This window comes from Kitasatospora sp. NPDC048662 (assembly GCF_055587065.1).
Window position 1 is genome coordinate 93,996 of the sequence record NZ_JBVJHA010000003.1, and the last position, 25,623, is coordinate 119,618.

At 73.6% G+C, this 25,623-nt stretch carries 20 protein-coding genes and 2 pseudogenes; 16 read left to right on the top strand and 6 right to left on the bottom strand.

What is annotated here, in order from left to right; genetic code table 11:
• Positions 1–216 precede the first annotated feature (216 nt).
• From ACZ6R9_RS10990 to ACZ6R9_RS11020, 7 genes are all read left to right on the top strand, one after another.
• Entirely contained in the window at positions 217–1,014 is a 798-nt protein-coding gene (locus ACZ6R9_RS10990) for an MHYT domain-containing protein (protein ID WP_465537844.1), read from the top strand.
• Between the two features lie 65 nt (positions 1,015–1,079).
• The gene (locus ACZ6R9_RS10995) at positions 1,080–3,551 is read left to right on the top strand and encodes a sensor histidine kinase (RefSeq protein WP_465537846.1); all 2,472 of its coding nucleotides are present in this window, start codon (positions 1,080–1,082) and stop codon (positions 3,549–3,551) included.
• Positions 3,548–3,958, top strand: coding sequence for a roadblock/LC7 domain-containing protein (locus tag ACZ6R9_RS11000; RefSeq protein ID WP_380484594.1), 411 nt, complete (start codon positions 3,548–3,550; stop codon positions 3,956–3,958). Before ACZ6R9_RS10995 ends, ACZ6R9_RS11000 begins: the two co-directional genes overlap by 4 nt.
• A 105-nt stretch (positions 3,959–4,063) precedes the next feature.
• On the top strand, positions 4,064–4,390 hold the full coding sequence (locus ACZ6R9_RS11005) for a DUF742 domain-containing protein (protein WP_380484834.1): 327 nt from the start codon (positions 4,064–4,066) through the stop codon (positions 4,388–4,390).
• A complete protein-coding gene (locus ACZ6R9_RS11010; protein ID WP_380484596.1) occupies positions 4,371–4,961 on the top strand; it encodes a GTP-binding protein in 591 nt (196 codons plus the stop codon). Before ACZ6R9_RS11005 ends, ACZ6R9_RS11010 begins: the two co-directional genes overlap by 20 nt.
• A 155-nt stretch (positions 4,962–5,116) precedes the next feature.
• Positions 5,117–5,548: a CBS domain-containing protein gene (locus tag ACZ6R9_RS11015; protein WP_380484598.1), complete on the top strand. Its 432-nt coding sequence runs from the start codon at positions 5,117–5,119 to the stop codon at positions 5,546–5,548.
• 296 nt (positions 5,549–5,844) lie between these two features.
• Entirely contained in the window at positions 5,845–7,062 is a 1,218-nt protein-coding gene (locus ACZ6R9_RS11020; RefSeq protein ID WP_465537849.1) for an MFS transporter, read from the top strand.
• 611 nt (positions 7,063–7,673) lie between these two features.
• Here ACZ6R9_RS11020 and ACZ6R9_RS11025 read toward each other — a convergent pair.
• The gene (locus tag ACZ6R9_RS11025; protein WP_465537851.1) at positions 7,674–8,870 is read right to left on the bottom strand and encodes a hypothetical protein; all 1,197 of its coding nucleotides are present in this window, start codon (positions 8,868–8,870) and stop codon (positions 7,674–7,676) included.
• Between the two features lie 379 nt (positions 8,871–9,249).
• Here ACZ6R9_RS11025 and ACZ6R9_RS11030 point away from each other — a divergent pair, with 379 nt between their 5' ends.
• From ACZ6R9_RS11030 to ACZ6R9_RS11050, 5 genes and pseudogenes are all read left to right on the top strand, one after another.
• A complete protein-coding gene (locus ACZ6R9_RS11030) occupies positions 9,250–9,996 on the top strand; it encodes a phosphotransferase family protein (RefSeq protein WP_465537853.1) in 747 nt (248 codons plus the stop codon).
• Between the two features lie 53 nt (positions 9,997–10,049).
• Positions 10,050–13,024, top strand: a pseudogene (locus tag ACZ6R9_RS11035) (aminotransferase).
• Between the two features lie 48 nt (positions 13,025–13,072).
• Positions 13,073–13,142, top strand: a pseudogene (locus ACZ6R9_RS11040) (hypothetical protein); the annotation flags it as partial.
• A gap of 90 nt (positions 13,143–13,232) precedes the next feature.
• Positions 13,233–13,835, top strand: coding sequence for a flavin monoamine oxidase family protein (locus ACZ6R9_RS11045; protein WP_380484607.1), 603 nt, complete (start codon positions 13,233–13,235; stop codon positions 13,833–13,835).
• A 58-nt stretch (positions 13,836–13,893) separates the two neighbouring features.
• Entirely contained in the window at positions 13,894–14,844 is a 951-nt protein-coding gene (locus ACZ6R9_RS11050; RefSeq protein ID WP_465537855.1) for a serine/threonine-protein kinase, read from the top strand.
• 122 nt (positions 14,845–14,966) lie between these two features.
• On the opposite strand, the gene ACZ6R9_RS11055 is transcribed toward ACZ6R9_RS11050, so the two are convergent.
• Positions 14,967–16,328, bottom strand: coding sequence for a cation:dicarboxylate symporter family transporter (locus tag ACZ6R9_RS11055; RefSeq protein WP_380484611.1), 1,362 nt, complete (start codon positions 16,326–16,328; stop codon positions 14,967–14,969).
• A 192-nt stretch (positions 16,329–16,520) separates the two neighbouring features.
• On the opposite strand from ACZ6R9_RS11055, the gene ACZ6R9_RS11060 reads away from it, so the two are divergent.
• Together ACZ6R9_RS11060 and ACZ6R9_RS11065 are read left to right on the top strand one after the other, a co-directional pair.
• On the top strand, positions 16,521–18,215 hold the full coding sequence (locus ACZ6R9_RS11060) for a sensor histidine kinase (protein ID WP_465537858.1): 1,695 nt from the start codon (positions 16,521–16,523) through the stop codon (positions 18,213–18,215).
• Positions 18,212–18,934 carry a response regulator gene (locus tag ACZ6R9_RS11065; RefSeq protein ID WP_465537860.1) on the top strand — a complete coding sequence of 241 codons (723 nt, stop codon included), beginning with the start codon at positions 18,212–18,214 and terminating at the stop codon, positions 18,932–18,934. Before ACZ6R9_RS11060 ends, ACZ6R9_RS11065 begins: the two co-directional genes overlap by 4 nt.
• 63 nt (positions 18,935–18,997) lie before the next feature.
• Here the strand turns inward: ACZ6R9_RS11065 and ACZ6R9_RS11070 are convergent, their stop codons facing one another.
• Positions 18,998–19,627, bottom strand: coding sequence for a class I SAM-dependent methyltransferase (locus tag ACZ6R9_RS11070; RefSeq protein WP_465537862.1), 630 nt, complete (start codon positions 19,625–19,627; stop codon positions 18,998–19,000).
• A 188-nt stretch (positions 19,628–19,815) separates the two neighbouring features.
• Between ACZ6R9_RS11070 and ACZ6R9_RS11075 the strand changes: the two genes are divergently transcribed.
• The gene (locus ACZ6R9_RS11075) at positions 19,816–21,192 is read left to right on the top strand and encodes a diaminobutyrate--2-oxoglutarate transaminase family protein (RefSeq protein WP_465537864.1); all 1,377 of its coding nucleotides are present in this window, start codon (positions 19,816–19,818) and stop codon (positions 21,190–21,192) included.
• 53 nt (positions 21,193–21,245) lie between these two features.
• On the top strand, positions 21,246–22,691 hold the full coding sequence (locus ACZ6R9_RS11080) for a pyridoxal phosphate-dependent decarboxylase family protein (protein WP_380484621.1): 1,446 nt from the start codon (positions 21,246–21,248) through the stop codon (positions 22,689–22,691).
• Positions 22,692–22,697: 6 nt separating this feature from the next.
• Here the strand turns inward: ACZ6R9_RS11080 and ACZ6R9_RS11085 are convergent, their stop codons facing one another.
• The 3 genes from ACZ6R9_RS11085 to ACZ6R9_RS11095 all read right to left on the bottom strand — a co-directional run bounded on the left by ACZ6R9_RS11085 (position 22,698) and on the right by ACZ6R9_RS11095 (position 25,508).
• Positions 22,698–23,498, bottom strand: coding sequence for an inositol monophosphatase family protein (locus ACZ6R9_RS11085; protein ID WP_465538256.1), 801 nt, complete (start codon positions 23,496–23,498; stop codon positions 22,698–22,700).
• 187 nt (positions 23,499–23,685) lie between these two features.
• A complete protein-coding gene (locus ACZ6R9_RS11090; protein WP_465537866.1) occupies positions 23,686–25,041 on the bottom strand; it encodes an MFS transporter in 1,356 nt (451 codons plus the stop codon).
• 110 nt (positions 25,042–25,151) lie between these two features.
• Positions 25,152–25,508 (bottom strand): ArsR/SmtB family transcription factor, encoded by a 357-nt coding sequence (locus ACZ6R9_RS11095; RefSeq protein ID WP_380484625.1) that lies wholly within the window; start codon positions 25,506–25,508, stop codon positions 25,152–25,154.
• Between the last annotated feature and the right edge of the window lie 115 nt (positions 25,509–25,623).

Sequence of the window (25,623 nt, forward strand, 5' to 3'; positions counted from 1 at the left end):
TTTCGGCGCCGCCGGACCGTGCTGCGGGCATAGGCCGCGGGCCCATTCGAGCACATCGCACCCACGGCGCGTGGTGCTTTTCAGATCTTCTGGTGACCATCTATCAACTCTGGGTAGCGTCCAGCGTCCCCGGATCAACAAGAGCCCTGGCACCCAGGAGCCCCGGACCAACAAGAGCGCGGGCGAGCGCCGCCGGGCACTCGCGGGAGGCAACCCATGGGATCGATGGACCACTTCAGTGTCGGCTGGCTCACCCCAGTCCTCTCCTACGCGATGGCCTGCGTCGGCGCGGCCCTCGGCCTGCGCTGCACCCTGCGCGCGCTGTCCGCCACCGGCACCTCCCGCCGCAACTGGCTGCTCACCGCCGCTGCCGCGATCGGCTCCGGCATCTGGACCATGCACTTCGTCGCCATGTTCGGCTTCGCCGTGGACGGCACCGAACTGCGCTACGACGTACCGCTGACGGTGCTCAGCCTGCTGGTCGCGATCGCCGTGGTCGGCCTCGGCGTGTTCCTCGTCGGCCACGGCCGCCACCGCGGCCGCAGCCTGCTGCTCGGCGGCCTCACCACCGGCCTCGGCGTCGCCGCCATGCACTACCTCGGCATGGCCGCCGTCCGCATCCACGGCGAACTGCGCTACCAGTTCGGCACCGTGGCGCTCTCCGTGCTGATCGCCGTCGCCGCCGCCACCGCCGCGCTCTGGGCCGCCGTCACCATCCGCAACATGTACGCCGCCGCCGCTGCCTCGATGGTCATGGGCATCGCCGTCAGCTGCATGCACTACACCGGCATGGCCGCCGTGCACGTCCACATGGAACCCGCGCGCACCGGCCTCGGCGGCGCCACCGCGATGCAGTTCGTCTTCCCGCTGGCCGTCGGACTCGGCTCGTTCCTGTTCCTCACCGCCGCCTTCGTCGCACTCTCCCCGACCGCCCAGGAACGCGCCGCCTACCGCGAGGCCGGCGAACTCGCCGTCGAGGAACTCGGCGCCGACGAACTCGGCCGCGCCGCCTGATCGGCCGCCAGCGCCACCCCTCAGCCCAACGCGACGTCCCCGGACCCCGAAAGGCCGCCCCATCCATGCGCCCACCCCGAGGCACCTCCCGCAGCGGACCACCCGCCCCCGGCGCCCCCCGCCGGCCCGCCCGCAACCGTTCCGGTGCGCCCCGGCGCGGCGCCCACGCCGGACCGCCCGCCGACGAAACGCCGCTGCCCGCCGCCCCGTTCACTCGCCCCGGCCTGCGCCCGCGCACCGTCCGGGCCAGGATCGTCGCCGTCCTGATGCTCCCCGTGGTCGCGCTGATGGCCCTGTGGTCGTTCGCCACCGTCAGCACCGCGGGCGACGTCTGGGACCTGCTGCGGATCAAGAACATCGAGACCACCCTGCGCGCCCCCCTCGACCGCACCGTCACCGCCCTGCAGGCCGAACGCGCCGCCGCGGGCCAACTCCTTGCCACCCCGGGCCCCGACGCCGTCCGTGACAGCGAACTGCGGGCCGCCGCCCAGAACACCGACAACGCCGCCGCCCCGCTCACCCTCGCCCCCGGCTACAACCGCGCCGACGCCGAAGGGCTCGGCAGCGAAACCGCCGACCGCCTCGACACCCTGGCCCGCGCTGTCGCCGCCCTCCCCGCGCTGCGCCGGCAGATCCTCGGCCACGGCGCCCGCTGGGACGACACGTACAGCACCTACACCACCGCCGTGGACAACGCCCTCGCGGTGGCCGGCTCGCTCACCGCCCTGCAGGACCACCGGGTCGCCGCCGACGCCCGCGCGCTGCTCGAATTCGCCCGCTCCCGCGAACAACTCGCCCGCGAGGACGCCCTGTTGCGCGCCGCCACCCGGGCCGGGCGACTCGAGGACACCCAGTACCGCACGGTGCTGCAGGCCGCCTACGCCCGCGCCCAGTTCGAGCAGGCCGCCGCGCCCGACCTGCGCCCCGCCGACCGGGCCGCCCTGGCCACCGTCACCAACGGCACCGACTACCAGGAACTGCGCCGCTACGAGGAAGCCGTCACCGCCGCCGGCGATCCGCGCGCCGCGCTCGCCGCCGTCCCCGCCGAGCGCTGGAGCACCGTCGCCGCCACCACCGCGCACGAACTCGCCGCCGTCGAACAGCAGGCCGGGGAGACCGCCGCCGGACGCTCCGACCCCTACGCCCTCGGCCTGTTCACCACCTCCGGCGCCACCGTGCTGCTCGGCCTGCTCGCCGTCCTCGCCTCACTGCTGATCTCCGTCCAGATCGGCCGCGGCCTGGTCGCCGAACTGCACGCCCTGCGCAACTCCGCCCTCGAACTCGCCGGACGCAAACTCCCCGCCACCATGCGGAGGCTGAGGTCCGGCGACGAGGTCGACGTGGACACCGAGGCGCCGCTGCGGGAACACGGCGGCGACGAGATCGGCCAGGTCCACCAGGCCCTCGACACCGTCCAGCGGGCCGCCGTCACCGCCGCCGTCGAACGCGCCGAAGTGCTCTCCGGCGTCTCCGGCGTCTTCGTGAACCTCGCCCGCCGCAGCCAGGTCCTGGTGCACCGCCAACTCACCCTGCTGGACGCCATGGAGCGCCGCACCGAGGACCCCGCCGAACTCGACGACCTGTTCCGGCTCGACCACCTCACCACCCGGATGCGCCGCCACGCCGAAGGCCTGATCATCCTCTCCGGCGCCACCCCCGGCCGCGCCTGGCGCAAACCCGTCCCGCTCACCGACGTGGTCCGCGCCGCCGTCGCCGAAGTCGAGGAGTACGCCCGGATCGACGTCCACCGCCTCCCGCACGCCGCCGTCACCGGCCCCGCCGTCGCCGACCTCACCCACCTGCTCGCCGAACTCGTCGAGAACGCCACCGGATTCTCGCCCCCGCACACCAAAATCCACATCCGCGGCGAACAGGTCGGCACCGGCTACGTGGTGGAGATCGAGGACCGCGGCCTCGGCATGGGCCCCGAAGCCCTCGCCGACGCCAACCGGCGGATCGCCGCCAGCGACCAGGTCGACCTGTTCGACAGCGACCGGCTCGGCCTGTTCGTGGTCAGCCGGCTCGCCAAGCGGCACGGCGTCAAGGTCGCGCTCCGGCCGTCCGCGTACGGCGGCACCACCGCCGTTGTGCTGCTGCCGACCGAGCTGCTCGACCTGCGCGCCGCCGAAGCGGACCACCTCGCGCCCGACGGATTCGCCGAAGTGGCCTATCCCGCACGGCCGTTGATCCCGCCGTCGGTGCCCGTGCCCGGGCCCGGGCGGGCCGCCGCCACCGCGCTCGCCGAACCGCCCACGCCCGCGCCGTTGTTGCCGCCCGCGCCACAGCTGCCGTCCGCGCCGTCGCCGGCGCTGTCCGCCGACGGGGACGACCAACTCCCGCGCCGGGTACGGCAGGCCAGCCTCGCACCCCAACTGCGCGAGGCCCCCGAAGCGGCCCGGCCCGGGCTGCGCCCCGCCGCACCCGCCGAACGTGACCCCGAGCAGGCCCGCACCGCGATGGCCGCGTTCCAGCGCGGCTGGGCCCGCGGCAGCGCCCCCGACCCCCGTCCCTTTGAGCGAGGAGACCGTTCCCGATGATCGGCACCGCCCACCACACCGGCGAACTCAACTGGCTGCTCGACGAGTTGGTCACCCGAACCGCCCAGGTCAAGTTCGCCGTGATGCTCTCCGCCGACGGCCTGTCGATGGGCAACTCCACCGGCCTGGCCCGCGAGGACACCGAGCACCTCGCCGCCGTCGCCTCCGGCTTCCACAGCCTCGCCAAGGGTGCCGGCCGACACTTCGACGCCGGTCAAGTCCGGCAGACCATGGTCGAGTTGGAACGCGGCTACCTGCTCGTCGCCGCCGCCGGCCAGTCCTCCTGCCTCGCCGTCTTCGCCGGCCCGGACGCCGATCTCGGCCTGGTCGCCTACGAGATGGCCCGCCTGGTGCGCCGGGTCGGCGAACACCTGCACGCCGCCCCACGTGAACTCCGGGAAGGGTGAACCGAGTTGGCCTACCCCCCGCGCCACTACCTGCCCGGCTCCCGGTTCGGCTACCCGCCGCCGCCCGACCGCCCCGTCCAGTGGTACGACGAGGCCGCCGGTCCGATGGTCCGCCCCTACGCGCTCACCAAAGGCCGCACCCGCCCCGGCCAGCCCTTCGACCTGATCGCCCTGGTCGTCACCGACGTCCCCGACCCGGCCGCCTTGCCGATCGGACCCGAACAGACCGCCATCCTCCACCTGTGCCGGGGCAACGCGCTGTCCGTCGCCGAGATCGCCGCCGACCTCGACCTGCCGCTCGGCGTGGTCAGGGTCCTGCTCGGCGACCTCCTCGACGCCGAACACATCCGGGTCAGCCGCCCCGTCCCCCCGGCCCTGCTCCCGCACGAGCACATCCTTCAGGAGGTCATCCATGGACTTCGCGCGCTCTGACACCGACCTCGCCCTGAAGATCCTGGTCGCGGGCGGTTTCGGTGTGGGCAAGACCACCCTGGTCGGTGCCGTCAGCGAGATCAAACCGCTGCGCACCGAAGAACAGCTGACCGCCGCCGGCACCCACATCGACGACCTCGGCGGCGTCGAGGGCAAGACCACCACCACCGTCGCCATGGACTTCGGCCGGATCACCATCCGCGAGGGCCTGTCCGTCTACCTCTTCGGCACCCCCGGCCAGGACCGCTTCTGGTTCCTCTGGGACGAACTCGCCCAGGGTGCGCTCGGCGCCGTGGTCCTCGCCGACACCCGCCGCCTCACCGACTGCTTCCCCGCCGTCGACTTCTTCGAGCACCGGGGCATCCCGTTCGTGGTCGCCGTCAACCACTTCGACGGCACCCGCGCCTTCCACCCCGAGGAGGTCGCGCGGGCGCTCGATCTCGATTCCGGCACCCCGGTGGTGCTGTGCGACGCGCGCGAGCGGGGATCCGGAAAGACGGTGCTGATCAACCTCGTTGAGCACGCCGGGAAGGTGCACGCGGCCAGAGTGCTGGCGCAGACCGGTAGTTGAGACCCCGGTCGGCCGGGTGGGTGTCGCACCGGGGCCGGTTCGATTCGCGGGGACCTCGCCGCGGGGCCACCCTGGACGAGGGGCACAACGCCGTAGCGCGGGCCGCGACTTCCGCGGACGTGCACCGAATAACCGGCTGTAACCAGGAGGACGGCATGACCAAGGCCAAGGACATCATGCATCCGGGTGCTCACTGGATCACCAAGAGCGACAATCTCCTGCACGCCGCCCAGCTGATGCGCCAGCTGAACGTGGGTGCGCTGCCCGTGGGCGACGAGACGAACAGCGAACGGCTGTGCGGGATCATCACCGACCGTGACATCGTGGTGAAATGCGTCTCGCAGGGCCTCAACCCGGCCGACTGCAAGGCGTCCGAGATCATCGAGGGCACCCCGCGCTGGATCGACGCGGACGCGGGAATCGACGAGGTCCTGCGCGAGATGGAGAGCCACCGCATCCGCCGGCTCCCCGTGATCGACAACAAGCGGATGGTCGGCATGATCAGCGAGGCGGACCTGGCCAGGCACCTTCCGGAGAACCAACTCGCCGAGTTCGCCGAGCGCATCTACGCGGCGAGCGCGGGGTAGCGGCTGCGGCGACCCATGCGGCGGCGGGGCGCCGGTGACACGGCGCTCGCCGCCGCTGGGTGGTTCCTCGACTTCGGGGGCGGGCCGGGTGCTCCCGCCCTCGTGGACTGCCTGAACGTGAGGTAATTCGTGGACGGCGGCCGGGGCCTGTGGGCTAGCATGACCGCCATGTTCCTCATCCGTGACTAGGACCCCGCACGGCGACCGCCCACCACGATCGGTGGCGCGGTGCCTTCGGCGTCCCTGTTCACCGGCGTGCTTCTGCGGTGCGCCAGGCTCTTTCGAGGAACTTCACGATGTCTTCGTCCTATGGGGCTGTTTTGCGCACCCCCGGCGCGGCCCGGCTGTTCGGCGCGGCCCTGATCGGCCGGCTCTCCTACGGCACCGTTTCGCTGTCCCTGCTGCTCGCCGTCGCCGCCACCACCGGCTCGTACGCGCGGGCCGGTTGGGTGATGGCGGTGTTCTCCACCGTCAGCGTCCTGCTGTTCCCGGCCCGGGCGGGAATGGTCGACCGGTACGGGCCGCGTCGTGTGCTGCCGCCGATGGCCGCCGGGTACGCGCTCACCCTGCTCGGACTGGCCGCCGCGACGTGGCAGTCCGGCACCCCGTACCCCGTCCTGCTGGTACTGGCCGCGGCGGCGGGCGTGTTCGCCCCGCCGCTCGGGCCGGTCACCCGCGCACAGTGGAGCCGGTTGGTGACCGACCCCGAACTGCGGCGCCGGGCCTACAGTTTGGACACCGTCGCGGAGGAACTCCTGTACGTCACCGGCCCGTTGCTGGCCGGTGTGCTCGCGACGGCAGCACGCCCGGCCGTCGGCGTGCTGCTCAGCGCGGCGCTCGTCCTCGGCGGGACGCTCGCGCTGGCGGTGTCCGTCCCGCGTGAGACGGCGGCCGCCGGTGATGCCAACTCGACGGCTGTGGAGGGGAGTTCGCACACCCGTGGCCTGCTGTCCCGGGCCCGCCAGCCGCTGGCGGCCGCCGCCGGGGCCGGGGCGGGGCTCGGGGCGTTCGGCCTGCTGGCCGTGGTCTTCGCCGGCCGGCACGGGCGGGACGCGGACGTCGCGTGGGTGGAGGCCGCGCTCGCTGCGGGAAGCGCGGTCGGCGGTCTCGCCCTGGGCGCCGTCAACTGGCGTGCGACGTCCGGGAACCGGCTGACCATCCTGACCGCCGTCCTCGGCACCGCGCTCGCCCTCGCCGCGCTCGCCCCCTCCGTCCCCGTCCTGGCGGTCATTGCCGCGATCGCCGGACTGGCCGTCGCCCCGACCCTCACCACCGCCTACCTGCTCACCGACGAGATCGCCCCGCCCGAGCAGCGCACCCGGGCCGGCGCCTGGGTCAACACCGCATTCAACGCGGGCGGTTCGGCGTCCACCGCACTGGTCGGCCTGCTCACCGAGCGGCTCCCGCTGCCCGTCTGCCTGCTGCTCGCAGCCGCGCCCGTGCTGGCCGCACTGGTCGCGGCCCCGTCCTGGCGGGTGTTCGGCAGCGGGCGCACGGTGCCGGTGGAGGGCTGACCGTCCGGCAGTGCCGGAGGGGGCAGTATCGGAGAGGGCGGTACCGGAGGCGGCAGGGGCGGAGTTCGGCACAGCCGGTCCCGGCCGTGAGGCGTTCGCCGGTCTCGTGGCTCTCGCCCGGCCTCTGCTGCCTGACCAGCAGGGCCGTCTCCCCGGGTTCGCACCCTCGGAGACGGCCCTTGCGGTGGGTCCGGCCGGTCGAGCAGCTGCGATCGGGCCGCAGGATGGTCCGGCCCGGCACGGGTTTCGGCGAAGTGACAAGTAGCAGGCGGGGCCGGGGACTTCGCCGGTTTGGCGGGCGGCGAAGTCGGCGGGGGCCTTCTCGGCAGCTTCGGGGTGCGCCTCGCGTTCGGCGTGCTCGGCCAGTGCCCGGTAGATGCTGGCCACCGAGGGGTTGCGCCGCTTGCGCTTGCCGGTGGGGATGATCAGGGCGGGCTGGACCTGCTCGACGGACTCGCCGTTCGCGCGGCGAGGCAGCACGGTGTGCAGCATGTCGTCGGTGATGACCGGCGGTCGGCCGCCGTGATTGCCCTTGCGAGAGGCGGTATCGAGCCCTTCCAGCGTGGACTCCCGGATGTTCTCCCGCTCGGCGCCCTGCGGGGAAAGGCAGTTCAGCCGGCGCGCGGAGTCCACTCCGGTGGCGTCCACAACCGGGCCTTGGCGCTGCCGACCTGGATCAGGGTTCCGGTGTGTCGATCCTGACGGGCCGGGCGGAATCCGTCGATCGTGAACACCTGCTGTCCGCTGGTGATGTCGACGGCCTGCAGGCCGGTCTCGTCGGCGATCAGCAGGTGCTCTCCGTCGGTGAAGAAGCCGAAATCGCCGACCGGCCAGGGGAACGTCGCGACCGCCTTGATCCATCGGACGTCCGGCGAGCGCGGTTCGATCGAGGTGGGGTCGAGGACGTGGACGGTGCCGCTGCCGGCATTGTTCCGGTCATACACCGCGATCCGCCCGTTGTTGATCCACACCACCGGCCAGTTCCACTCCGAGACCTCGGGATACACCGCGTAGCTGGGCCCGTCCTCGCACTCATACGGGTTGTCGTGCAGCCAGGCGGCCAGGCTCCACACCGCCGGCATCCCCCAGGGCTGCCACACCCAGCCGCCGTCGTAGACACGAGTCCCGTCAGGACTCAGCGACAGCGCGCCGTGGAAGTAATCGTGGTCGTACTCCGCATCTTCCTCATCTCTGCCCGGGCTGTCCCGTGCCGTAAGCACCTCGCCGGACGCGAGATCGGTGACATCCAACCGGTTCCAGTCAGTGCGATGGACGACAACCGGCCGGCCACCGTGTTCGGCGAACGCCAACGCGAACGGGACGGTTTCACAGCCGTAATCCCCGCCGTCCAACGTCAACGCCGGCGCACCGGTGGTGAGATCGACGACGGTGCCGTACCGGCCGCGGTCCTGAACCACCGCCGCCCAACGGCCACATCGAGACACATGAAGCCGCAGTCGAACGCCGCCACCGTATGCGGACGCCGGCCTCTCCTCCCGACACCGGGCCACGTCCTGCACCTCGCCGGTCATCGGCGTCCACCGCGCCAGCCGTCCGTCCCCGGACAGCACCAGCCACGCCGGCCCCGCGTCACCGAGGGCCGCCGGCAACGCCGCCACATCCACGACCGGCCGCAGCGCGTCGGGAACTGCCACGTCCACCGTGATCGCCGCCATACTGATCCCCTCCGTGCGCCCGTGTGACCCCCTGCGGCAACGTGAACAGCAGTGATACGGCACCGTATTGGCAAAGTCGGTGAGCGCCGCGATGCCGGTCTCGGCGGTGACGTCGGCACGGATCTGGTCCATGTCGGGCTCATTCTCGCGCAGGTCCGCCTCGGTGCCGCCAGCGGGAAGCCCCCTTCCGGTCCTCAAGAGTCCGCCCTGGCGTCCTTTCTCGACAAGGGCCGCACGTGCCGCAGGAAGGCGTCAGCCGTTCTCATCTGCGACCTGCCGCAACGATCACGACAGCCGCGGACATGCGGGGAGGAACCCCAGGTCACCCGGTGCGATGCACCGCCACACCACACTCGCTGACGCCCGGGAGAACGGCAGAAGTGCACGCCGCTCCGGTGAACGTCCGTCCTCCCAGGCAAAGGCGCTTTGGCGCCGTACTGGCGGGAGGCCGAGGCATCGCACCTGACAAACCCGGCGACGCCGGCGGTCGTCGCCGGGATACTGGGCGCCCATGGATGAAGTCGAAGTCGTCGTCGCCCATTCCGAGCGGGTGACTCTGCGCGTCGGTGAGGTGTTCCTGAAGGTGGACGCCGATCAGGCGCGCATCGACGCCGAGGTCGAGGCGATGTCTCTCGCGCCCGTCCCGACCCCGGAGATCCTGTGGCGCAGGCCGCCCGTGCTCGCGCTGGCTGCTCTTCCGGGGAGGACGCTCGGGCGTCTCGGCGGGCCGTCCACCGGGTCGCGGGCGGCGTGGGCCGCGGCGGGTGCCGCCATCCGGACGCTGCACGACGCGCCGCTGCCGCCGAGACCGGGGCGGGCCGGGCGGAGCGTCGTCGCGCTGGCAGCGGAACTCGACGCCGAGTGCGAGTCGCTTGTGACGAACGGCGTTCTGCCCGCCGACCTGGTCACCCGCAACCGCCGGGTCGCCGAGGCCGCGCTCCGGCCGTGGACTCCGGCGTTCACGCACGGCGACCTGCAGATCGCGCACGTCTTCGTCGAGGGCGAGGAGGTCACGGGCATCATCGACTGGTCCGAGGCGGGCCGGGGCGATGCCCTGTACGACCTCGCGACCTTCACGCTCGGACACGAGGAACACCTCGACGACGTCCTCGCCGGCTACGGCACCGACGTCAATCGCGAAGTGATCCAGGCGTGGTGGTCGTTGCGGAGCCTGCTGGTGGTCCGCTGGCTGATCGAGCACGGCTTCGACCCCTTCGCGCCGGGCTGCGAGGTCGACGTACTGAGATCCCGGGTGTGAGACCGTGCCGTACCGCCTCCACGCTCGATCCGTGTGCCGAAACGCTCGATTCGATCGTCCCGGCCCGCACTTCCCGTACCGCGCGCATCACCCCGGCCGAGGCCGAACTTCTCGCCGCCACGCAGCTCGGCACAGCCGGGTGTGCCGAGCCACTGGGCAGCCAGCAGGACGCCAACTTCCTTCTGCGCGACCCGCGCGACCCGCGCGACCCGCGCGACCCGCATGACTCGCATGACCCGCGCGACCCGCACGGAGCCGTCCTCGGCGTTCTGAAGATCGCCAACCCGGCTTTCGGCACCGTCGAGGTCGAGGCCCAGGACGCCGCCGCCGAGCTGATAGCCGGGGCGCACCCCGAGCTGCGCGTGGCCACCGTGCTGCGCCACCCCGACGGCGCCCCGCGCCGCGCCGTGGTGGACGCCGGGGGCGGGACGGTCACGGCCCGGGTGCTGCGGCATCTGCCCGGCGGGGCGCTGTCCGGCCCGCGGCACCTGTCGGCGGCGACCGTCGCGGCGATGGGTGCGATCGCCGGGAAGGTCAGCACCACGCTGCGGGACTTCCGGCACCCCGGCCTCGACCGCGTTCTGCAGTGGGACCTGCGGCATGCCGACCGGGTGGTGGCCCGGCTCGCCGGGCACATCGCGGAGCCGGAGCGGCGGGCCGCCGTGCTGGCGGCGACCGCCGAGGCGTGGTCGCGGGTCGAGGCGGTGGCCGCCGAACTGCCGGTGCAGGCCGTGCACCTGGACCTCACCGACGACAACCTGATCCGCCGCCCCGACAGTCGCCTGCCGATGCCCGACGGGATCATCGACTTCGGTGACCTGACCACGAGTTGGGCGGTCGGCGAACTCGCCGTCCAGCTCTCCTCGATGCTCCACCACGACGGCGTCGAACCCCACCAGGTGCTGCCCGCGGTCCGGGCCTTCCACGCGGTCCGGCCGCTGTCCGCCGCCGAGGCCGGGGCGCTGTGGCCGCTGGTGGTGCTGCGCACGGCCGTTCTGGTGGTGAGTGGGCGGCAGCAGGCGGCCGTTGACGCGGACAACGCCTACGCCACGGCCGCGCTCGACCGGGAGTGGCGGATGTTCGAGCAGGCCACCAGCCTGCCGCCGGCCGTGATGACCAACCTGGTGCAGGACGCGACGGGCTTCGCCCACCGGCCCGTCCCGGTGGCCCCGCCGACGCACCAACTGCTGGGCGGAATCGACGACTTCACCGTCCTCGACCTGTCCACCGACGCCGATGCGATGGACGGCGGCGCCTGGCTCGAAGCCGGGGCCGAGGACCGGGCGGCAGCCGCCGCGCTGACCCGGGGTGCGGCGGCCGTCCGCACTCCGTGGGGCGGCGCACGGCTCTCCCGGACGCCCGCGCTGTCCGCCGTCTCCCCGGCCACCGTCGCCACCGGCGTGGACCTGTGGCTCGGCCGGACCGCCGTCGCGCAGGCGCCCGAGGCCGGTCGGGTGCTGGAAGCCGGGCCGGGCAGGCTCGAACTCGCCTACGGGCAGCGGGTGTTGGCGCTGTCCTTCGCCGCAGGCGTCCATCCGCTGGTGACCGCGGGCGCGGAGGTCGGCGCGGGTGAGGAGCTCGTCCAGCTGCCGGCCCGCGCCGCCGTCCACCTCGCGCTGTCCGAGGCCGAAGGACCGGCCGTTCCGCCGCTGGTGCGCCCCGAGTACGCTGCGGGCTGGTTGCCGCTCACCGCCGACCCCGCCCCGCTGCTGGGCCTGGCCCCCGAGCCGACAGCCGAGCGGAGCGACCTGTTGGAGCGGCGCGGCGAGGTGTTCGCGACGGTGCAGGAGCACTACTACGCCGCGCCGCCCCGGATCGAACGCGGCTGGCGCCACCACCTGCTGTCCACCGACGGCCGCTCGTACCTCGACATCGTCAACAACGTCACCCCGCTGGGCCATGCGCACCCCCGGGTCGAGCAGGCGGTGGCCCGGCAGTTGCGGCGGCTGAACACCAACTCGCGGTTCCACTACGCCTCGGTGGTGGAGTTCACCGAGCGTCTCGCCGCTCTGCTGCCCGCGCCGCTGGACACGGTGTTCCTGGTCAACTCCGGCTCCGAAGCGGTCGATCTGGGCCTGCGACTGGCCATCGGCGCCACCGGGCAGCCCGATGTGATCGCTCTCCGCGAGGCCTACCACGGGTGGACGTACGCCTCCGACGCGGTGTCCACCTCCCTCCAGGACAACCCGAACGCCCTTGCCACCCGGCCGAGTTGGGTCCACACGGTGGACTCGCCGAACCCCTACCGGGGCCGTCACCGAGGGGCCGACGCGGCCCGCTACGCCCCCGGGGCGGCGGCGGTGATCGACGGCCTGGCTGCTGCCGGGCGCCCGGCCGGGGCGTTCGTCAGCGAGACCTTCTACGGCAACGCCGGGGGAGTGGCGCTGCCGGACGGCTACCTCGCCGAGGTGTACGCGGCGGTCCGCCGGCACGGCGGCCTGGCCGTCGCCGACGAGGTGCAGGCCGGGTACGGCCGGCTCGGGCACTGGTTCTGGGGGTTCGAGCAGCAGCAGGTCGTTCCCGACATCGTCTGCGTCGCCAAGGCGATGGGCAACGGGCACCCGCTCGGCGCGGTCGTCACCACCCGGGCGATCGCCGAACGGTACCGCGAGCAGGGCTACTTCTTCTCCTCCACCGGTGGCAGCCCGGTCTCCAGCGTCGTCGGACTGACCGTCCTGGACGCGCTGCGCGACGAGGACCTCCAGGGCAACGCCGTCCGCGTCGGAGGCCACCTGAAGCGCCGGCTCCAGGCGCTGGCCGACCGTCACGGGATCGTCGGCGCGGTGCACGGCTCGGGCCTCTACCTCGGTCTCGAACTGGTCCGCGACCGTGGCACCTTGGAGCCCGCCACCGAGGAGACCGCCGAGCTCTGCGAGCGCATGCTCGACCTCGGCGTCGTCGTCCAACCCACCGGCGACCACCTCAACATCCTGAAGATCAAGCCTCCGTTGTGCCTGGACACCGCCGCCGCGGACTTCTTCGCCGACGCCCTGGACCTGGCCTCACCCAGCTCGGCCACGCGGGCTGACCCCCACCCTCAACCCCCGCCCTCCCCGAACTCCCTGGAACGGTACAGATGTTGGACACGATCGTCGTCGGCGCGGGAATCGCCGGCCTCACCGCCGCCCGGCTGCTGCACGCCGCAGGACAGCGGGTGGTCGTGCTCGAAGCCCGGGACGATCGCGTTCACGCCCGCCCTGCCGGACGCCGTCGCCGGACCGATCGCCCGGCTCGGCATGGGCGCGTTCAACAAGGTCTTCCTCCGCTTCCCGGAGCGGTTCTGGCCGGAGGGCGTGCACGCGATCCGGCAGCACGGCCGGGCCGGCGTCCCCTGGCACTCCTGGTACGACGTCTCCGCGGTGAGCGGCGAGCCGATGCTGCTGACCTTCGCCGGCGGCGACTGGGCCCGGGAGATCGAGCAGCGGACCGACGAGGAGATCGTCGCCTCGGTGCTCGACGCCCTGCGCGGGATCCACGGCGACGGCGTCCCCGACCCCGTCGGGCACTGGATCACCCGCTGGGCCTCCGACCCGCTCGCCCTCGGCTCGTACTCCTACGTGGCCGTCGGCTCCCGCCACGAGGACCACGACGCGATGGCCGAACCCGTCGACGGCGTCCTCCACTTCGCCGGAGAGGCCACCTACGGCCACGAACCGGCCACCGTCCACGGCGCCCTGCTCTCGGGCCACCGCGCCGCCGAACGCATCCTCGGCACCGAGCTCCCGCTGACCGGCCTCACCCGCGCCCTCCGTCCCGTTCCACCTGGCGACCCGGCGGCCGTCGCTGCCCGCCGCGAAGGACGATCGGCCCGCCCGACCACCGAGCCGGGCCCGGCGTGACGCTCCGTCACCGTCGCGTCGGCGGGCCGGGCTCCGGGAGCGGTCGTACATTGAGCGGATGATTGTCGACAACGGGACGGGGCCGGTGCGGCCGGCGCGGTACGGGTGGGGGCCGTCCGGGCAGTGGCTGGCCGCGCGGGGGTGCTGGGGGGAGCTGCTGGAACGGTTCCGGCTGGCCAGGGCGCTCGGCGATGCGCTGGCGGGGCCGCTCGGGCACCTGGTGGCGTACGGTGCGCCCGCCACGGTCGCGGCGCGGCTGTTCGACCCCGACGGCGGGCCCGGTGCGGCGGCGACGGAGGGCGACCACGATGCCGGGCCGCTGTGGGAGGTGCTCGCCACCCGCCACCCCTGGCCGGTGCTGGCCGCGCTGCCGCTGCCGCCCGCGATCCGCCGCCTGGCCGCGCACACCCGCGCCCTGCTCGGGGACGAGACGCCCGGCGGGGACACGGGAGTGCCGTACCGGCTGCGCCCGTGGGAGGACAGCGGGTGGGAGCGGGACACCCGGGTCCGCGAGTACCTGCCCGGCGGCGGCGCCCGGCGCGCCCTGCACCTGGCGCCGCCCACCCGGGAAGGTCTCGGCGTCCTCGAACTCCCGTCCCCCGGCGCCCGGTTGACCGGGCTCCCGGCAACCGCTCTGCTCGCCGGACTGTCCGACTGGACCACCGCCGTGTGCGTGCGCGGCCGCGCCACCGACGCCGCCGCGCAACTCGCCGCCGGGCCGGACGTCACCGGCGGGCCGCTGCCGTTCGCCGCGCTGTACCCGGCGCTGGTCCATCTCGGGTCCGCCCACCCCGACCGAGGGGCGGCCCAAGGGCGGCTCGCCGTATGGGAGTTGCTCACCGCCATGAGCGGCCCGGGCGTGGCCGGCATCGACGCGCTGGTGGCCCGCCTGCACTGCCTGGCCTGGACCGAACCGGGCGACGACCTCCGCCATCTGCACCTCGCCCTGGAAGACCCCGCCACCGGCCTCGCCTGGGCCCTCTCCGGCACCACCCCCGACCCGGCCTGACCTGCCGCCCGGCCTGACCTGCCGCCCGGCCCGTGGTCGGGCCCGCAGACGGCGACGCCCCCGCCGAGTCCGGGCGAACCCGGAACCCCGGCGGGGGCGAACGGTGCGAAAGGCGTCGGCCGTCAGACGGCCGGCTCCGCCAACGGGGCCTGCGCCTGGGCGGGCAGGTGGGCGGTCTCGGGCGCGCCCGCGTTCTCCTCGTAGGGGAGCGCGCCGGTCAGGACGGCGTTCATCCGCTCGCGGTCGAGTTCGCCGGTCCAGTGTCCGATCAGGACGGTCGCGGCGGCGTTGCCCGCGAAGTTGGTGAGGGCGCGGGCCTCGGACATGAAGCGGTCGATGCCGACGATCAGGCCGACGCCGTCGACCAGCGCGGGCTTGTGGGACTGGAGACCACCGGCCAGGGTGGCCAGGCCGGCGCCGGTGACGCCCGCCGCGCCCTTGGAGGCGATCACCATGAACACCAGCAGGGAGAGCTGCTCGCCGATCGACATCGGCTTGTCCATCGCCTCGGAGATGAAGATCGAGGCCATGGTGAGGTAGATCGCGGTGCCGTCGAGGTTGAAGCTGTAGCCGGTCGGCACGGTGATGCCGACGACCGGGCGGCTCACTCCGAGGTGCTCCATCTTGGAGATCAGCCGGGGCAGCGCGCTCTCGGAGGAGGAGGTGGACAGGATGAGCAGGAACTCCCGGCCCAGGTAGCGCAGCAGGCTGAAGATGTTCACCCCGGCGGCCAGCCGGAGCAGCAGGCCGAGGACGACGACCACGAACAGCACGCAGGTCACGTAGAAGCCGATCATGATCACGGCGAGGCTCTTCAGCGCGGCCGTGCCGGTCGCGCCGACCACCGCGGCCATCGCGCCGAACGCGCCGATCGGCGCGACCCACATGATCATCGACATCACCCGGAACACCAGCTTCTGCAGGTGCTCGACGCCGCGCAGGATCGGCGCGCCCGCCGGGCCCATGCCCTGCAGCGCGAAGCCGACCAGCAGCGCCACCAGCAGGGTCTGCAGGACCTGGCCCTGGGTCAGCGAGGACACCAGGGTGGTGGGGATGATCCCGAGCAGGAAGTCGGTGCTGGACGAGGCGCCCGCCGCGGCCTGCGCGTGACCGGACTTCGCCAGCGCCGACGTCAGGTGCAGCCCGCTGCCCGGCTCCAGCAGGTTGCCCACCAGCAGACCGATACCGAGCGCCACCGTCGAGGTCAGCAGGAAGTAGCCGAGCGCCAGGCCGCCGACCCGGCCGACCTTCGCCGCCTTGGTGACCGAGCCCACACCCAGCACGATGGTGCAGAAGATGACCGGGGAGATCATCATCTTGATCAGGTTGACGAAGCCGGTGCCGACCGGCTTCAGCTCCACCGCGAACTTCGGCGCGACCAGACCCACCACGATCGCCGCGATCACGGCCGCGATCACCGCCAGGTACAGGTAGTGGGTCCGGTCCGCTCTTCTGGTCTGCTTCCCGTTCGTGGTGGGGGTCATCCGCTCGGCTCCTTCGCCGTAGGCTCGTTCTCGTCGCGCCACCGGGGGGAGCGGACGCGACCGGCCCGTTGGGTGGCGGGCCGCGCACGACTATTCGCTCCGCCGTGAGGGACGTCACGATTGCGGTCATAGAGTTCATGGGTAACCCCCACAAGCGTCGCGACAAGCCCGTGACCGGGCACACTGGTCGGCATGCGCCCGAACAGCCCGCCCGCCCCCGCGGCCCGCGCCGCCCGCCCCCGCCGGCTCCGCAGCCTGGCCGGACGGCTGTTCGCGATCCAGGTGGTCATCGTCGGGGCCGTGGTCGCCGGCGGTGCCGTGCTCGCCTACCTGTTCACCGCCGCCCGGGCCGAGGACACCGCCCGCCACGAGGCCACCGCCGTCGCCCAGTCCGTCGCCGACGCCCCCGCCGTCCGCGCGGCCGCCCTCGGGCCCGACCCCAGCGCCGTCCTCCAGCCGTTCGCCGAGCAGGTCCGCGCCGACACCGACGTGGACTTCGTCACCGTCATGGACCCGCAGGGTATCCGCTGGACCCACCCCGACCCGGCGCAGATCGGCCGCCCCTTCCTCGGCCACATCGACCAGGCCCAGCAGGGCCGCCTCCAGCAGGAGACCTACACCGGCACCCTCGGCCCGTCCGTCCGCGTGGTCGCCCCCGTCCAGGACGACCAGCACCACGTGGTCGCCCTGGTCAGCGCGGGCATCACCGTCGACAACATCTCCGCCCGGCTGCGCACCCCCCTGCTCGCCCTCACCGGCATCGCGGCCGGCGCCCTCGCCCTCGGCGCCACCGCCAGCTACCTGGTCGCCGCCCGGCTGCGCCGCCACACCCACGGCATGGACGCCGAGGAACTCGCCCACCTGTACGACTACCACCAGGCGACGCTGCACTCGGTGCGCGAAGGACTGGTGCTGCTCGACCGCGACCACCGCGTGCTGCTGTGCAACGACGCCGCCCGCGAACTGCTCCAACTCGACGAGGATGCGGGTGAACTGACGTTGCGTCAGCTCGGTCTGCCGACTTCACTGACGCAGGCACTGGAGTCCGCCGAACCGGTGCGCGACGAGGTGCACCTGACCGCCGAACGCGTACTGCTGGTCAACACCTCGCCGATCGGACCCGGAATCGGCAGCGTGATCACCCTCCGAGACCACACCGAACTCCAGGGCCTCACCGGCGAGTTGGACACCGTCAAGGGCATCGCCGCAGCGCTCGACGCACAGGCTCACGAAGCCGCGAACCGGCTGCACGCCGTGGTCTCGCTGATCGAACTCGGCCGCCACCGCGAGGCCGTGGAGTTCGCCACCACCGAACTCGCCCTCGCCCAACGGCTCACCGACCAGGTGGTCGGCGCGGTCGGCGAACCCGTGCTCGCCGCCCTGCTGCTCGGCAAGGCCGCGCAGGCCTCCGAACGCGGCGTCGAACTCCACCTCACCGAGGACAGCCGGATCGACGACGGCGTCCTGCCCGACCGGCTCACCCCGCGCGACCTGGTCACCCTGCTCGGCAACCTGATCGACAACGCCGTGGACGCCGCCATCGAGAACGCCGCCCACGCCGCCCCCGAGGTACGCGTCACCGCCCGCACCGACGACGGCCACCTGCTGCTCCGGGTCGCCGACACCGGCGCCGGTGTGGACCCCGCCGCCGCCGACGAGGTGTTCCGGCGCGGCTGGACCACCAAGCAGCACGGCCGCGGCCTCGGCCTCGCCCTGGTCGCCCAGACCGCCCGCCGCAACGGCGGCGACGTCCGGCTCGGCGAGGCGACCACACACGACGGCGAGGACGTCCACCCCGGCCACCAGGACATCCACCCCGGCGAGCCGTGCGGCGGCGCCGTGCTCACCGTCCGGATCCCGCTCCAGCGCCCGGCGGTGAACGCGTGACCGGCCACCTCGGGCAGCGGCCGATCCGCGTACTGGTGGTCGAGGACGACCCGGTCGCCGCCGACGCGCACGCCCGCTACGTCGCCCGCACCCCCGGCTTCACCGTCACCGCCACCGCACACTCCCGCGCCGAAGCCGTCCGCGCCCTCGACCGCGCCCGGGAGGTCGGCAGCCCCGTCGATCTGATCCTGCTCGACCTCTACCTCCCCGACGGCCACGGCCTGCACCTGTGCGCCACGCTGCGCGCCGCCGGTCACAGCGCCGACATCATCGCCGTCACCTCCGCCCGCGACCTCGCCACCGTCCGGCAGGCCGTCACCGCCGGCGTCGTCCAGTACCTGCTGAAACCGTTCGGCGCCGCCGCCCTCGGCGACCGCCTCGGCCAGTACGCCCGCTACCGGGCCAGCCTTGGCCGCGAGGGCGAGGCCCTCGGGCAGGAGGAGGTCGACCGGGCGCTCGCCCTGCTGCGCGGCACCGACCGCACCAGCCTCCCCAAGGGGCTGACCGCCACCACACTGGAGACCGTCGCGGCCGCGCTGCGCACCGCCCCCGAGGGCCTGTCCGCCGGCGCCGCCGCCGAGGCCACCGGCGTCTCCCGGATCACCGCCCGCCGCTACCTCGAACACCTGGTCACCACCGGCCACGCCACCCGCGAACCGCGCTACGGCCAGGTCGGCCGCCCCGAGCTCGGCTACCGCTGGAAGAGCGAACAGCCGTAGGGGTCAGGCGAGTCCAGGTCAGGCGATTTCGGGTCAGGCGCGTTCGGGTCGGGCGCGTTCAGATCAGGCGCGTTCGGGTCGGGCGCGTTCGGCGAGGACCAGGAAGCGGTCCGGGTCGTCGGTGTAGGACAGCGGGTTCCAGCCGGCGGAGGTGAGCAGGGGGAAGAGCCTGTCGCGGGCCCGGAGGTCGTCGGGGGTGAGGGCGCGGCCGTGCCGGGCGGCGAGGGCGGTGCGGCCGACGGGGTGGTACAGGGCGAGCCGGCCGCCCGGGCGGGTGACGCGGGCGAGTTCGCGCAGGCCGGTCGCCGGGCCCGGCAGGTGGGAGATCAGGCCGGCCCCGAAGACCAGGTCGGCCACGGCGTCCGGGAACGGGAGCCGGGTGCAGTCGGCCTGCAACAGGGCGGCGTTGGCGCGGTGCGCGGTGGCCTGCGCCAGCATCTCCGGCGTGAGGTCAAGGCCGAGGACGGTTCCCGACGGCCCGACAGCCGCGCGCAGCAGTGGCAGCGCGCGGCCGGTGCCGCAGCCCGCGTCGATGACGAACTGGCCCTCCGCCAGGCCGGTTTCGGCGATCGCGGCGGCGTAGCGCGGACTGTCGTCCGGGAACTTGCCGTCCCAGCCGACGGCGCGCTCGGCGAAGAAGGCGCGGGTGGCGGCGAGTTCGCGGGCATGGGCGTCACGCTTCGGAGTCTCCATGGCGGCAGGGTACGTGGGGCGTACTCGGGTGGCGGCCGTGACCCGGGGGCGGGCGGGCTCGTTGACATGGCGGGTGCGGAAAGCGGTACGTGCTCACTCGGACGGGTGATCAGAAGGCCTTGCGGGCCGTTCGGTGGAGCCCCGGGAGTAAAGTTAGGCTTACCTAACCATCCAAAGGGAGCTTCGCTGTGACCCTCACCGTCGGCACCTCCGCCGCGCCCGCCGGCGACGCGATCCTGCGCCGCCAGCGCATCCGCGAGTCGGCCGCCCGCACCTACGCGCGGTCCTTCCCGATCGTCCCGGTGCGCGCGAACGGCATGACCGTGGAGGGCGCCGACGGCCGCCGCTACCTGGACTGCCTCTCCGGCGCCGGCACCCTCGCCCTCGGCCATAATCACCCCGTGGTGCTCGAAGCGATCCGCCGCACGCTGGACAGCGGCGCCCCGCTCCACCTGCTCGACCTCGCCACCGCCGAGAAGGACGACTTCACCACCGCGCTGTTCGAGAGCCTCCCCGAGAAGTTCGCCGCCAAGGCCCGGATCCACTTCTGCGGCCCGGCCGGCACCGACGCCGTCGAGGCCGCCCTCAAGCTCATGCAGACCGCCACCGGCCGCCGCGGCGCACTCGCCTTCACCGGCGCCTACCACGGCATGACCGCCGGCGCCCTCGCCCTCACCGGCAACACCGCCGTCAAGTCTCCGCTGCCCAGCGCCGGCGAGGTCACCCGGCTGCCCTACCCCTACGCCTACCGCTGCCCGTTCGGCATCGGCGGCGAGCGCGGCGCGGAGCTGGCCGCGGCCTACACCGAGCGGCTGCTCGACGACCCGTCGGGCGGCGTGCTCCCGGCCGCCGCGATGATCCTCGAACCCGTCCAGGGCGAGGGCGGCGTCGTCCCCGCCCCCGACGGCTGGCTGCGCGAGATGCGCCGGATCACCGCCGAACGCGGCATCCCGCTGATCGTCGACGAGGTGCAGACGGGTGTCGGCCGCACCGGACGGATGTGGGCGGTGGAGCACAGCGGCATCGAACCGGACGCGATGGTGCTGTCCAAGGCGATCGGCGGCAGCCTCCCGCTCGCGGTGGTCATCTACCGCGAGGAGTACGACAGTTGGCGGCCCGGCGCCCACACCGGCACCTTCCGCGGCAACACCCTTGCGATGGCGGCCGGCGCGGCGACGCTCCGGTACGTCGCCGCCAACGGGCTGGCCGCCCGTGCCGAGACGGTCGGCGCCCGGATCGCCGCCCGCCTCGACGGCGCCCGTGACCGCCTCCCGGTGATCGGCGACGTACGCGGCCGCGGCCTGATGACCGGCGTCGAACTCGTCGACCCCGCAGGGGAGCCGGACAGCTGCGGCGCCCGCCCCGCGAACCCCGGCCTCGCCGTCCGGGTGCGCGAAGCCTGCCTCGCCCGCGGCCTGATCGTCGAACTCGGCGGCCGCCACGACGCCGTCCTGCGGCTGCTCCCGCCGCTCACCATCACCGACGAGCAGGCCGACGCCGTCCTCGAACGGCTCTGCGACGCCATCGAGTTCGCCATGCGAGAGCCCGCCGTCGCGCGTGGGTAGTTGATCTCGCATCACGTTCTGTTGCTGGTCGATCGGTTGGAAGTGGAAGAGAAGTGAGTGGGTTAACCGAACTCTCCGGCGGCGTGGCCGGGCCCGAGGCGCTGCGGCCGCTGCTCGCACAGGTGTTGGCGGCGCTGACCGCCGGAGCGGTGCGGCGGGGCGGGCCGGTGGTGGCGGGCGAGCCGATGGCGGTGGGGGAGGTGGTGCGGGAGGCGCTGGCCCGGGCCCACGGGCCGGGCGCACTCGGGCAGTTGGTCGAGCTGCTGGCGCACGGCGCGGCCGACCCGGCCGACCCGGCCTGCGCGGCACACCTGCACTGCCCGCCGCTGGCCGTCGCGGTGGCCGCCGACCTCGCGGTCAGCGCCCTCAACCCGTCCCAGGACTCCTGGGACCAGGCTCCGGCAGCCACCACCCTGGAGAGCGAACTCCTCGCCGAACTCGCCCAGTTGGTCGGATTCCGGCCCGATCGCGCGGCCGGCGTGCTGACCACCGGCGGCACCGAGTCCAACCTGATGGGCCTGATGCTGGCCCGCGACCAACGCCTCGGCCCGGACGTCGAGTTGAACGGCATCCCGCGCGGCGTCCGGCCCCGGATCCTGGCCTCCGAGGTCGCCCACTTCTCCGTCCAGCGCGCCGCCGCACTGCTCGGCCTCGGCGAACGCGCCGTCCGCGCCGTCCCCGTGGACCGTCAACTGCGCATGGAACCCGAGGCGTTGGCCGACGCGTTCGCCGAGGCCGGCTGGGAGGGCGCCACCCCGATCGCCGTGGTCGCCACCGCCGGCACCACCGACACCGGCGCCATCGACCCGCTGCACGAGGTCGCCGACCTCGCCGCCCGCCACGGCACCTGGCTGCACGTGGATGCCGCGTACGGCGGCGGCGCACTGTTCTCCGACCGGCTCGCCCCGCTGCTCGACGGGATCGACCGCGCCGACTCGATCTCCCTCGACTGGCACAAACTCGGCTGGCAACCCGCCGCCGCCGGCGTCTTCCTGGTCCGCGACGCCCGCACCTACGCCTCGCTCGCCCGCCGCGCCGTCTACCTCAACCCCGCCGACGACGAGGACGCCGGCTACCCCAGCCTGCTCGGCCAGTCGCTGCGCACCACCCGCCGACCCGACGCCTTCAAACTCGCCGTCACCCTGCGGACGCTGGGCCGGGACGGGCTCGGCGCACTGGTCGACCGCTGCCACGACCTGGCCCTGCGGGCCGCCGAACTCGTCCGCGCGAACCCCGAGTTGGAGCTGCACTGCGAACCGGTCCTGACCACCGTGGTGTTCCGCTACGCGGCCGCGGACAGCGACCACGTCAACGCGGAACTGCGCCGCCACCTGCTGCGCACCGGCCGGGCCGTCGTCGGCCGCACCGAACTCCCGGGCACCGGCCCCGGCCGGGTGCGGCTGAAACTGACCCTGCTCAACCCGCACACCACCGAACGGGAGCTCGATTCGCTGCTGGCGGCCGTGGTCGAGAGCGGACGGGCGGTGCAGAAGCGGTAGGGCGGGTCAGAAGCCCTTCAGCAGGATCCCCCGCAGCGTCTCCCACTGCTCCGGATCCGCCGCCACCAGCAGGCCGTTGGTGCCACCGGGCGGCTCGGGCAGGTACGGGGAGCCGTCGAAACGGGCGGAGCGGCCGCCGGCCTCGGTGATCAGCAGCGAACCGGGGGCGTGGTCCCAGGGGAGAGTGCGCCAGTACAGGAGGAAGTCGCGCTCACCGGTGGCGACCAGCGGATACTCGATGCCGGCGGCTCTGCGCCCGGGATCGAGCGGGCCGAGCGCGCGGGCGTTGTCGAGCAGGTGGTGGCTGGTCGGCGGAGCGAAGTAGCGCGTCTTCAGGATGCCCGTCCACGCCTCCGGCGCGGTGGTGACCTTCTCCCGCACCAGCCGCTCCCCGTTCCGCCAGGCCCCCGCGCCGAGTTCGGCGGTGTACGCGGTGCCGGAGCAGGGCTGCCAGATCCAGGACGCGACGGCCTGTCCGCTCCGCACCAGCGAGGCCATCACCGCGAACGCGGGTTCCCCGGCGACGAAGTTCTTGGTCCCGTCCACCGGGTCCACCAGCCAGACGGCGGGCTCCTCCAGCAGCGCCCGGGCCAGCGCCGGATCGGCCGCCACGGCCTCTTCCCCGACCACCGGGACGGGCAGCAGCTCACGCAGGCGCCGAGTGATGATCCGCTCGGCGTCCCGGTCCGCGACGGTGACGAGATCGCCTGGAGCCTTCTCCATCACCTCACCCTCGGCCAGCGCCCGAAACCGAGGCTCGACCGCCTCCGCCGACGCCTCCACGAGGATCTCGGTGACCTTCTCCATCAACACGCCCGCGCTCCCTTCACCGCCCTCCACTCTCCCATGCCCGGGTGTGACGGGTGATGCGCAGGTGGCTGGTGGGACAAGGTGCGGGCGGCGGTGGGCACCGCGTGCGCGGATTCTGCCCGCCGGGTTCGACCCGCTTCGGGTGGGCGGAGCGTGGTGGTCGTCGTGCTGCCCTGGTGGTGTGTCAGGCGTGCTGGGGCCAGCGGGGGTGGTGGTGGTCGATGACGTAGTGGTGGTCGTGGCCCCAGGCTCCGGTGGCGCCGTCGAGGGGGTGGGCGTCGCGGAGGTGGGGGTGGTCGCGGGGGAGGTCGGTGTGGGTGTGGGGGAGGGTGTCGGGGTCGTGGCGCGGCCACAGGGCGCCGGCCGCGAGGGCGGCGGTGAGGGAGATCGCGCCGAGCACGAGGGCGGTCGTGGGGAGTCCGGCTCCGGCGGCGAGCCAGCCGGCGAGGGGGTAGGTGAGCAGCCAGCAGGAGTGGGAGAGGGAGAACTGGGCGGCGAAGGCGGCGGGGAGGTCGGCGTCGGCGGCGGAGCGGCGGATGACGCGTCCGCCGGGGGTGAGGACGGCGGAACCGGCGGCGCCGATCAGGGCCCAGGCGGCGAGGAGGGCGATCCAGGTCGCGGTGCCGGGCGCGGCGGCGGTGATGGCGGCCGTGGCGGTGAGGACGGCGGGCAGGGCGAGGGCGGCGGGGAGCATGACGGCGCGGTCTCCGGCGCGGGCCAGGAGGCGGGGCAGCAGGAGGGCGGCGAGCATGGAGCCGGCTCCGTAGGCGCCGAGGGCGAGGGAGACGGATCCGGCGGGGCGCCGGAAGTGCTCGCGGACCACGACGACGGTGTTGACGAAGACGATGGCTCCGGCGGCGGCGACTGCGAGGTCGAGGGCGATCAGGGCCCGCAGGCGGGGGGTGGCCCGGAACAGGCGGGAGCCGAACATCGCGTTCCGGTAGCTGCCGCCGGTGCGTCCGGTGGGCGGGGTCTTGGGCAGGACGGCGGAGACGACCAGGGCGGCGGAGGCGAGGAAGCCGGCCATGGTGCCGGTGAACAGCCAGTTGTAGGAGACCCAGGTCAGCAGGACGGCGGCGAGCGCGGGGCTGAACAGGGACTCCAGGTCGTAGGCGAGACGGGACATGGACAGGGCGTTGGTGTAGTCGCGCTCGGCGGGCAGCACCTGGGGAATGGTGGCCTGGAAGGTCGGGGTGAACGCGGCGGAGGCGGCCTGGAGCAGGAACACCGTCAGGTAGATCTGCCAGACCTGGGTGACGAACGGCAGGGCGAGGGCGACGCCGGCGCGGGTGAGGTCCATCGCCACCATCAGCGCCCTGCGCGGTATGCGGCCGGCGAGCGCGCCGGCGATCGGGGCGATGGCGACGTAGGCGACCATCTTGATCGCCAGCGCGGTGCCCAGGACCGCGCCCGCGTTCGCCCCGGCGATGTCGTAGGCGAGCAGCGCGAGGGCGACGGTGGCCAGGCCGGTGCCGATCAGGGCGACGACCTGGGCGGTGAACAGGTGGCGGTAGGTGCGGTTGCGCAGCACGGAAAGCATGGCCCGTCCCGGCTCGAAGGTGGCCCGACCATCTCATCGTAAACAACATGTACGCATAAATGCACATGTTGCCTGCGGTCGGGCGGCCGGAACTCCCGCCGGGCAGGGGGTCAGTCGTGCGGGGGAAGGGCGGCGATCTGGTGGTCGGCGACGTTCAGCGCCTCGTCGACCAGGCGGCGCAGGTGGCCGTGGCGCAGGGAGTAGACGACGTGGCGGCCGTCCCGGCGGGTGGTGACGAGTCCGGCGAGGCGGAGTTTGGCCAGGTGCTGGCTGACGGAGGGGCGGGCGGCGCCGGTGGCCTCGACCAGGGTGGTGACGTCGGCCTCGCCGCGGCCCAGGCGCTCCAGCAGCGCGAGGCGGGTGCGGTCCGCGAGGAGGGAGAGGACGGAGGCGGCGGCGTCGAGGCGTTCGCCACCGGTGTGCTGATGCGAGTGCGATGCATCTGCGACCTGCGCGCGGTTGTCCATCTGCTCATCGTAGGGCCCTTCCCGGGATGCGCGTGTGCGCACACGTGGTGAGGACGGGCTGCCCGCCGTGCCCCGACCGGTGCAGGGCACGGCTGCGGTGTCCGCAGCGTGGCCG

Coding starts and splice junctions, on each gene's coding strand:
- ACZ6R9_RS11055 (WP_380484611.1), bottom strand. CDS start 16,328: ATGACCCCCACCACGAACGGGAAGCAGACCAGAAGAGCGGACCGGACC.
- ACZ6R9_RS11045 (WP_380484607.1), top strand. CDS start 13,233: ATGGGCGCGTTCAACAAGGTCTTCCTCCGCTTCCCGGAGCGGTTCTGG.
- ACZ6R9_RS11025 (WP_465537851.1), bottom strand. CDS start 8,870: ATGGACCAGATCCGTGCCGACGTCACCGCCGAGACCGGCATCGCGGCG.
- ACZ6R9_RS11010 (WP_380484596.1), top strand. CDS start 4,371: ATGGACTTCGCGCGCTCTGACACCGACCTCGCCCTGAAGATCCTGGTC.
- ACZ6R9_RS11030 (WP_465537853.1), top strand. CDS start 9,250: ATGGATGAAGTCGAAGTCGTCGTCGCCCATTCCGAGCGGGTGACTCTG.
- ACZ6R9_RS10995 (WP_465537846.1), top strand. CDS start 1,080: ATGCGCCCACCCCGAGGCACCTCCCGCAGCGGACCACCCGCCCCCGGC.
- ACZ6R9_RS11095 (WP_380484625.1), bottom strand. CDS start 25,508: ATGGACAACCGCGCGCAGGTCGCAGATGCATCGCACTCGCATCAGCAC.
- ACZ6R9_RS11020 (WP_465537849.1), top strand. CDS start 5,845: ATGTCTTCGTCCTATGGGGCTGTTTTGCGCACCCCCGGCGCGGCCCGG.
- ACZ6R9_RS11060 (WP_465537858.1), top strand. CDS start 16,521: ATGCGCCCGAACAGCCCGCCCGCCCCCGCGGCCCGCGCCGCCCGCCCC.
- ACZ6R9_RS11090 (WP_465537866.1), bottom strand. CDS start 25,041: ATGCTTTCCGTGCTGCGCAACCGCACCTACCGCCACCTGTTCACCGCC.
- ACZ6R9_RS11015 (WP_380484598.1), top strand. CDS start 5,117: ATGACCAAGGCCAAGGACATCATGCATCCGGGTGCTCACTGGATCACC.
- ACZ6R9_RS11005 (WP_380484834.1), top strand. CDS start 4,064: ATGGTCCGCCCCTACGCGCTCACCAAAGGCCGCACCCGCCCCGGCCAG.
- ACZ6R9_RS11070 (WP_465537862.1), bottom strand. CDS start 19,627: ATGGAGACTCCGAAGCGTGACGCCCATGCCCGCGAACTCGCCGCCACC.
- ACZ6R9_RS11050 (WP_465537855.1), top strand. CDS start 13,894: ATGATTGTCGACAACGGGACGGGGCCGGTGCGGCCGGCGCGGTACGGG.
- ACZ6R9_RS11000 (WP_380484594.1), top strand. CDS start 3,548: ATGATCGGCACCGCCCACCACACCGGCGAACTCAACTGGCTGCTCGAC.
- ACZ6R9_RS10990 (WP_465537844.1), top strand. CDS start 217: ATGGGATCGATGGACCACTTCAGTGTCGGCTGGCTCACCCCAGTCCTC.
- ACZ6R9_RS11085 (WP_465538256.1), bottom strand. CDS start 23,498: ATGGAGAAGGTCACCGAGATCCTCGTGGAGGCGTCGGCGGAGGCGGTC.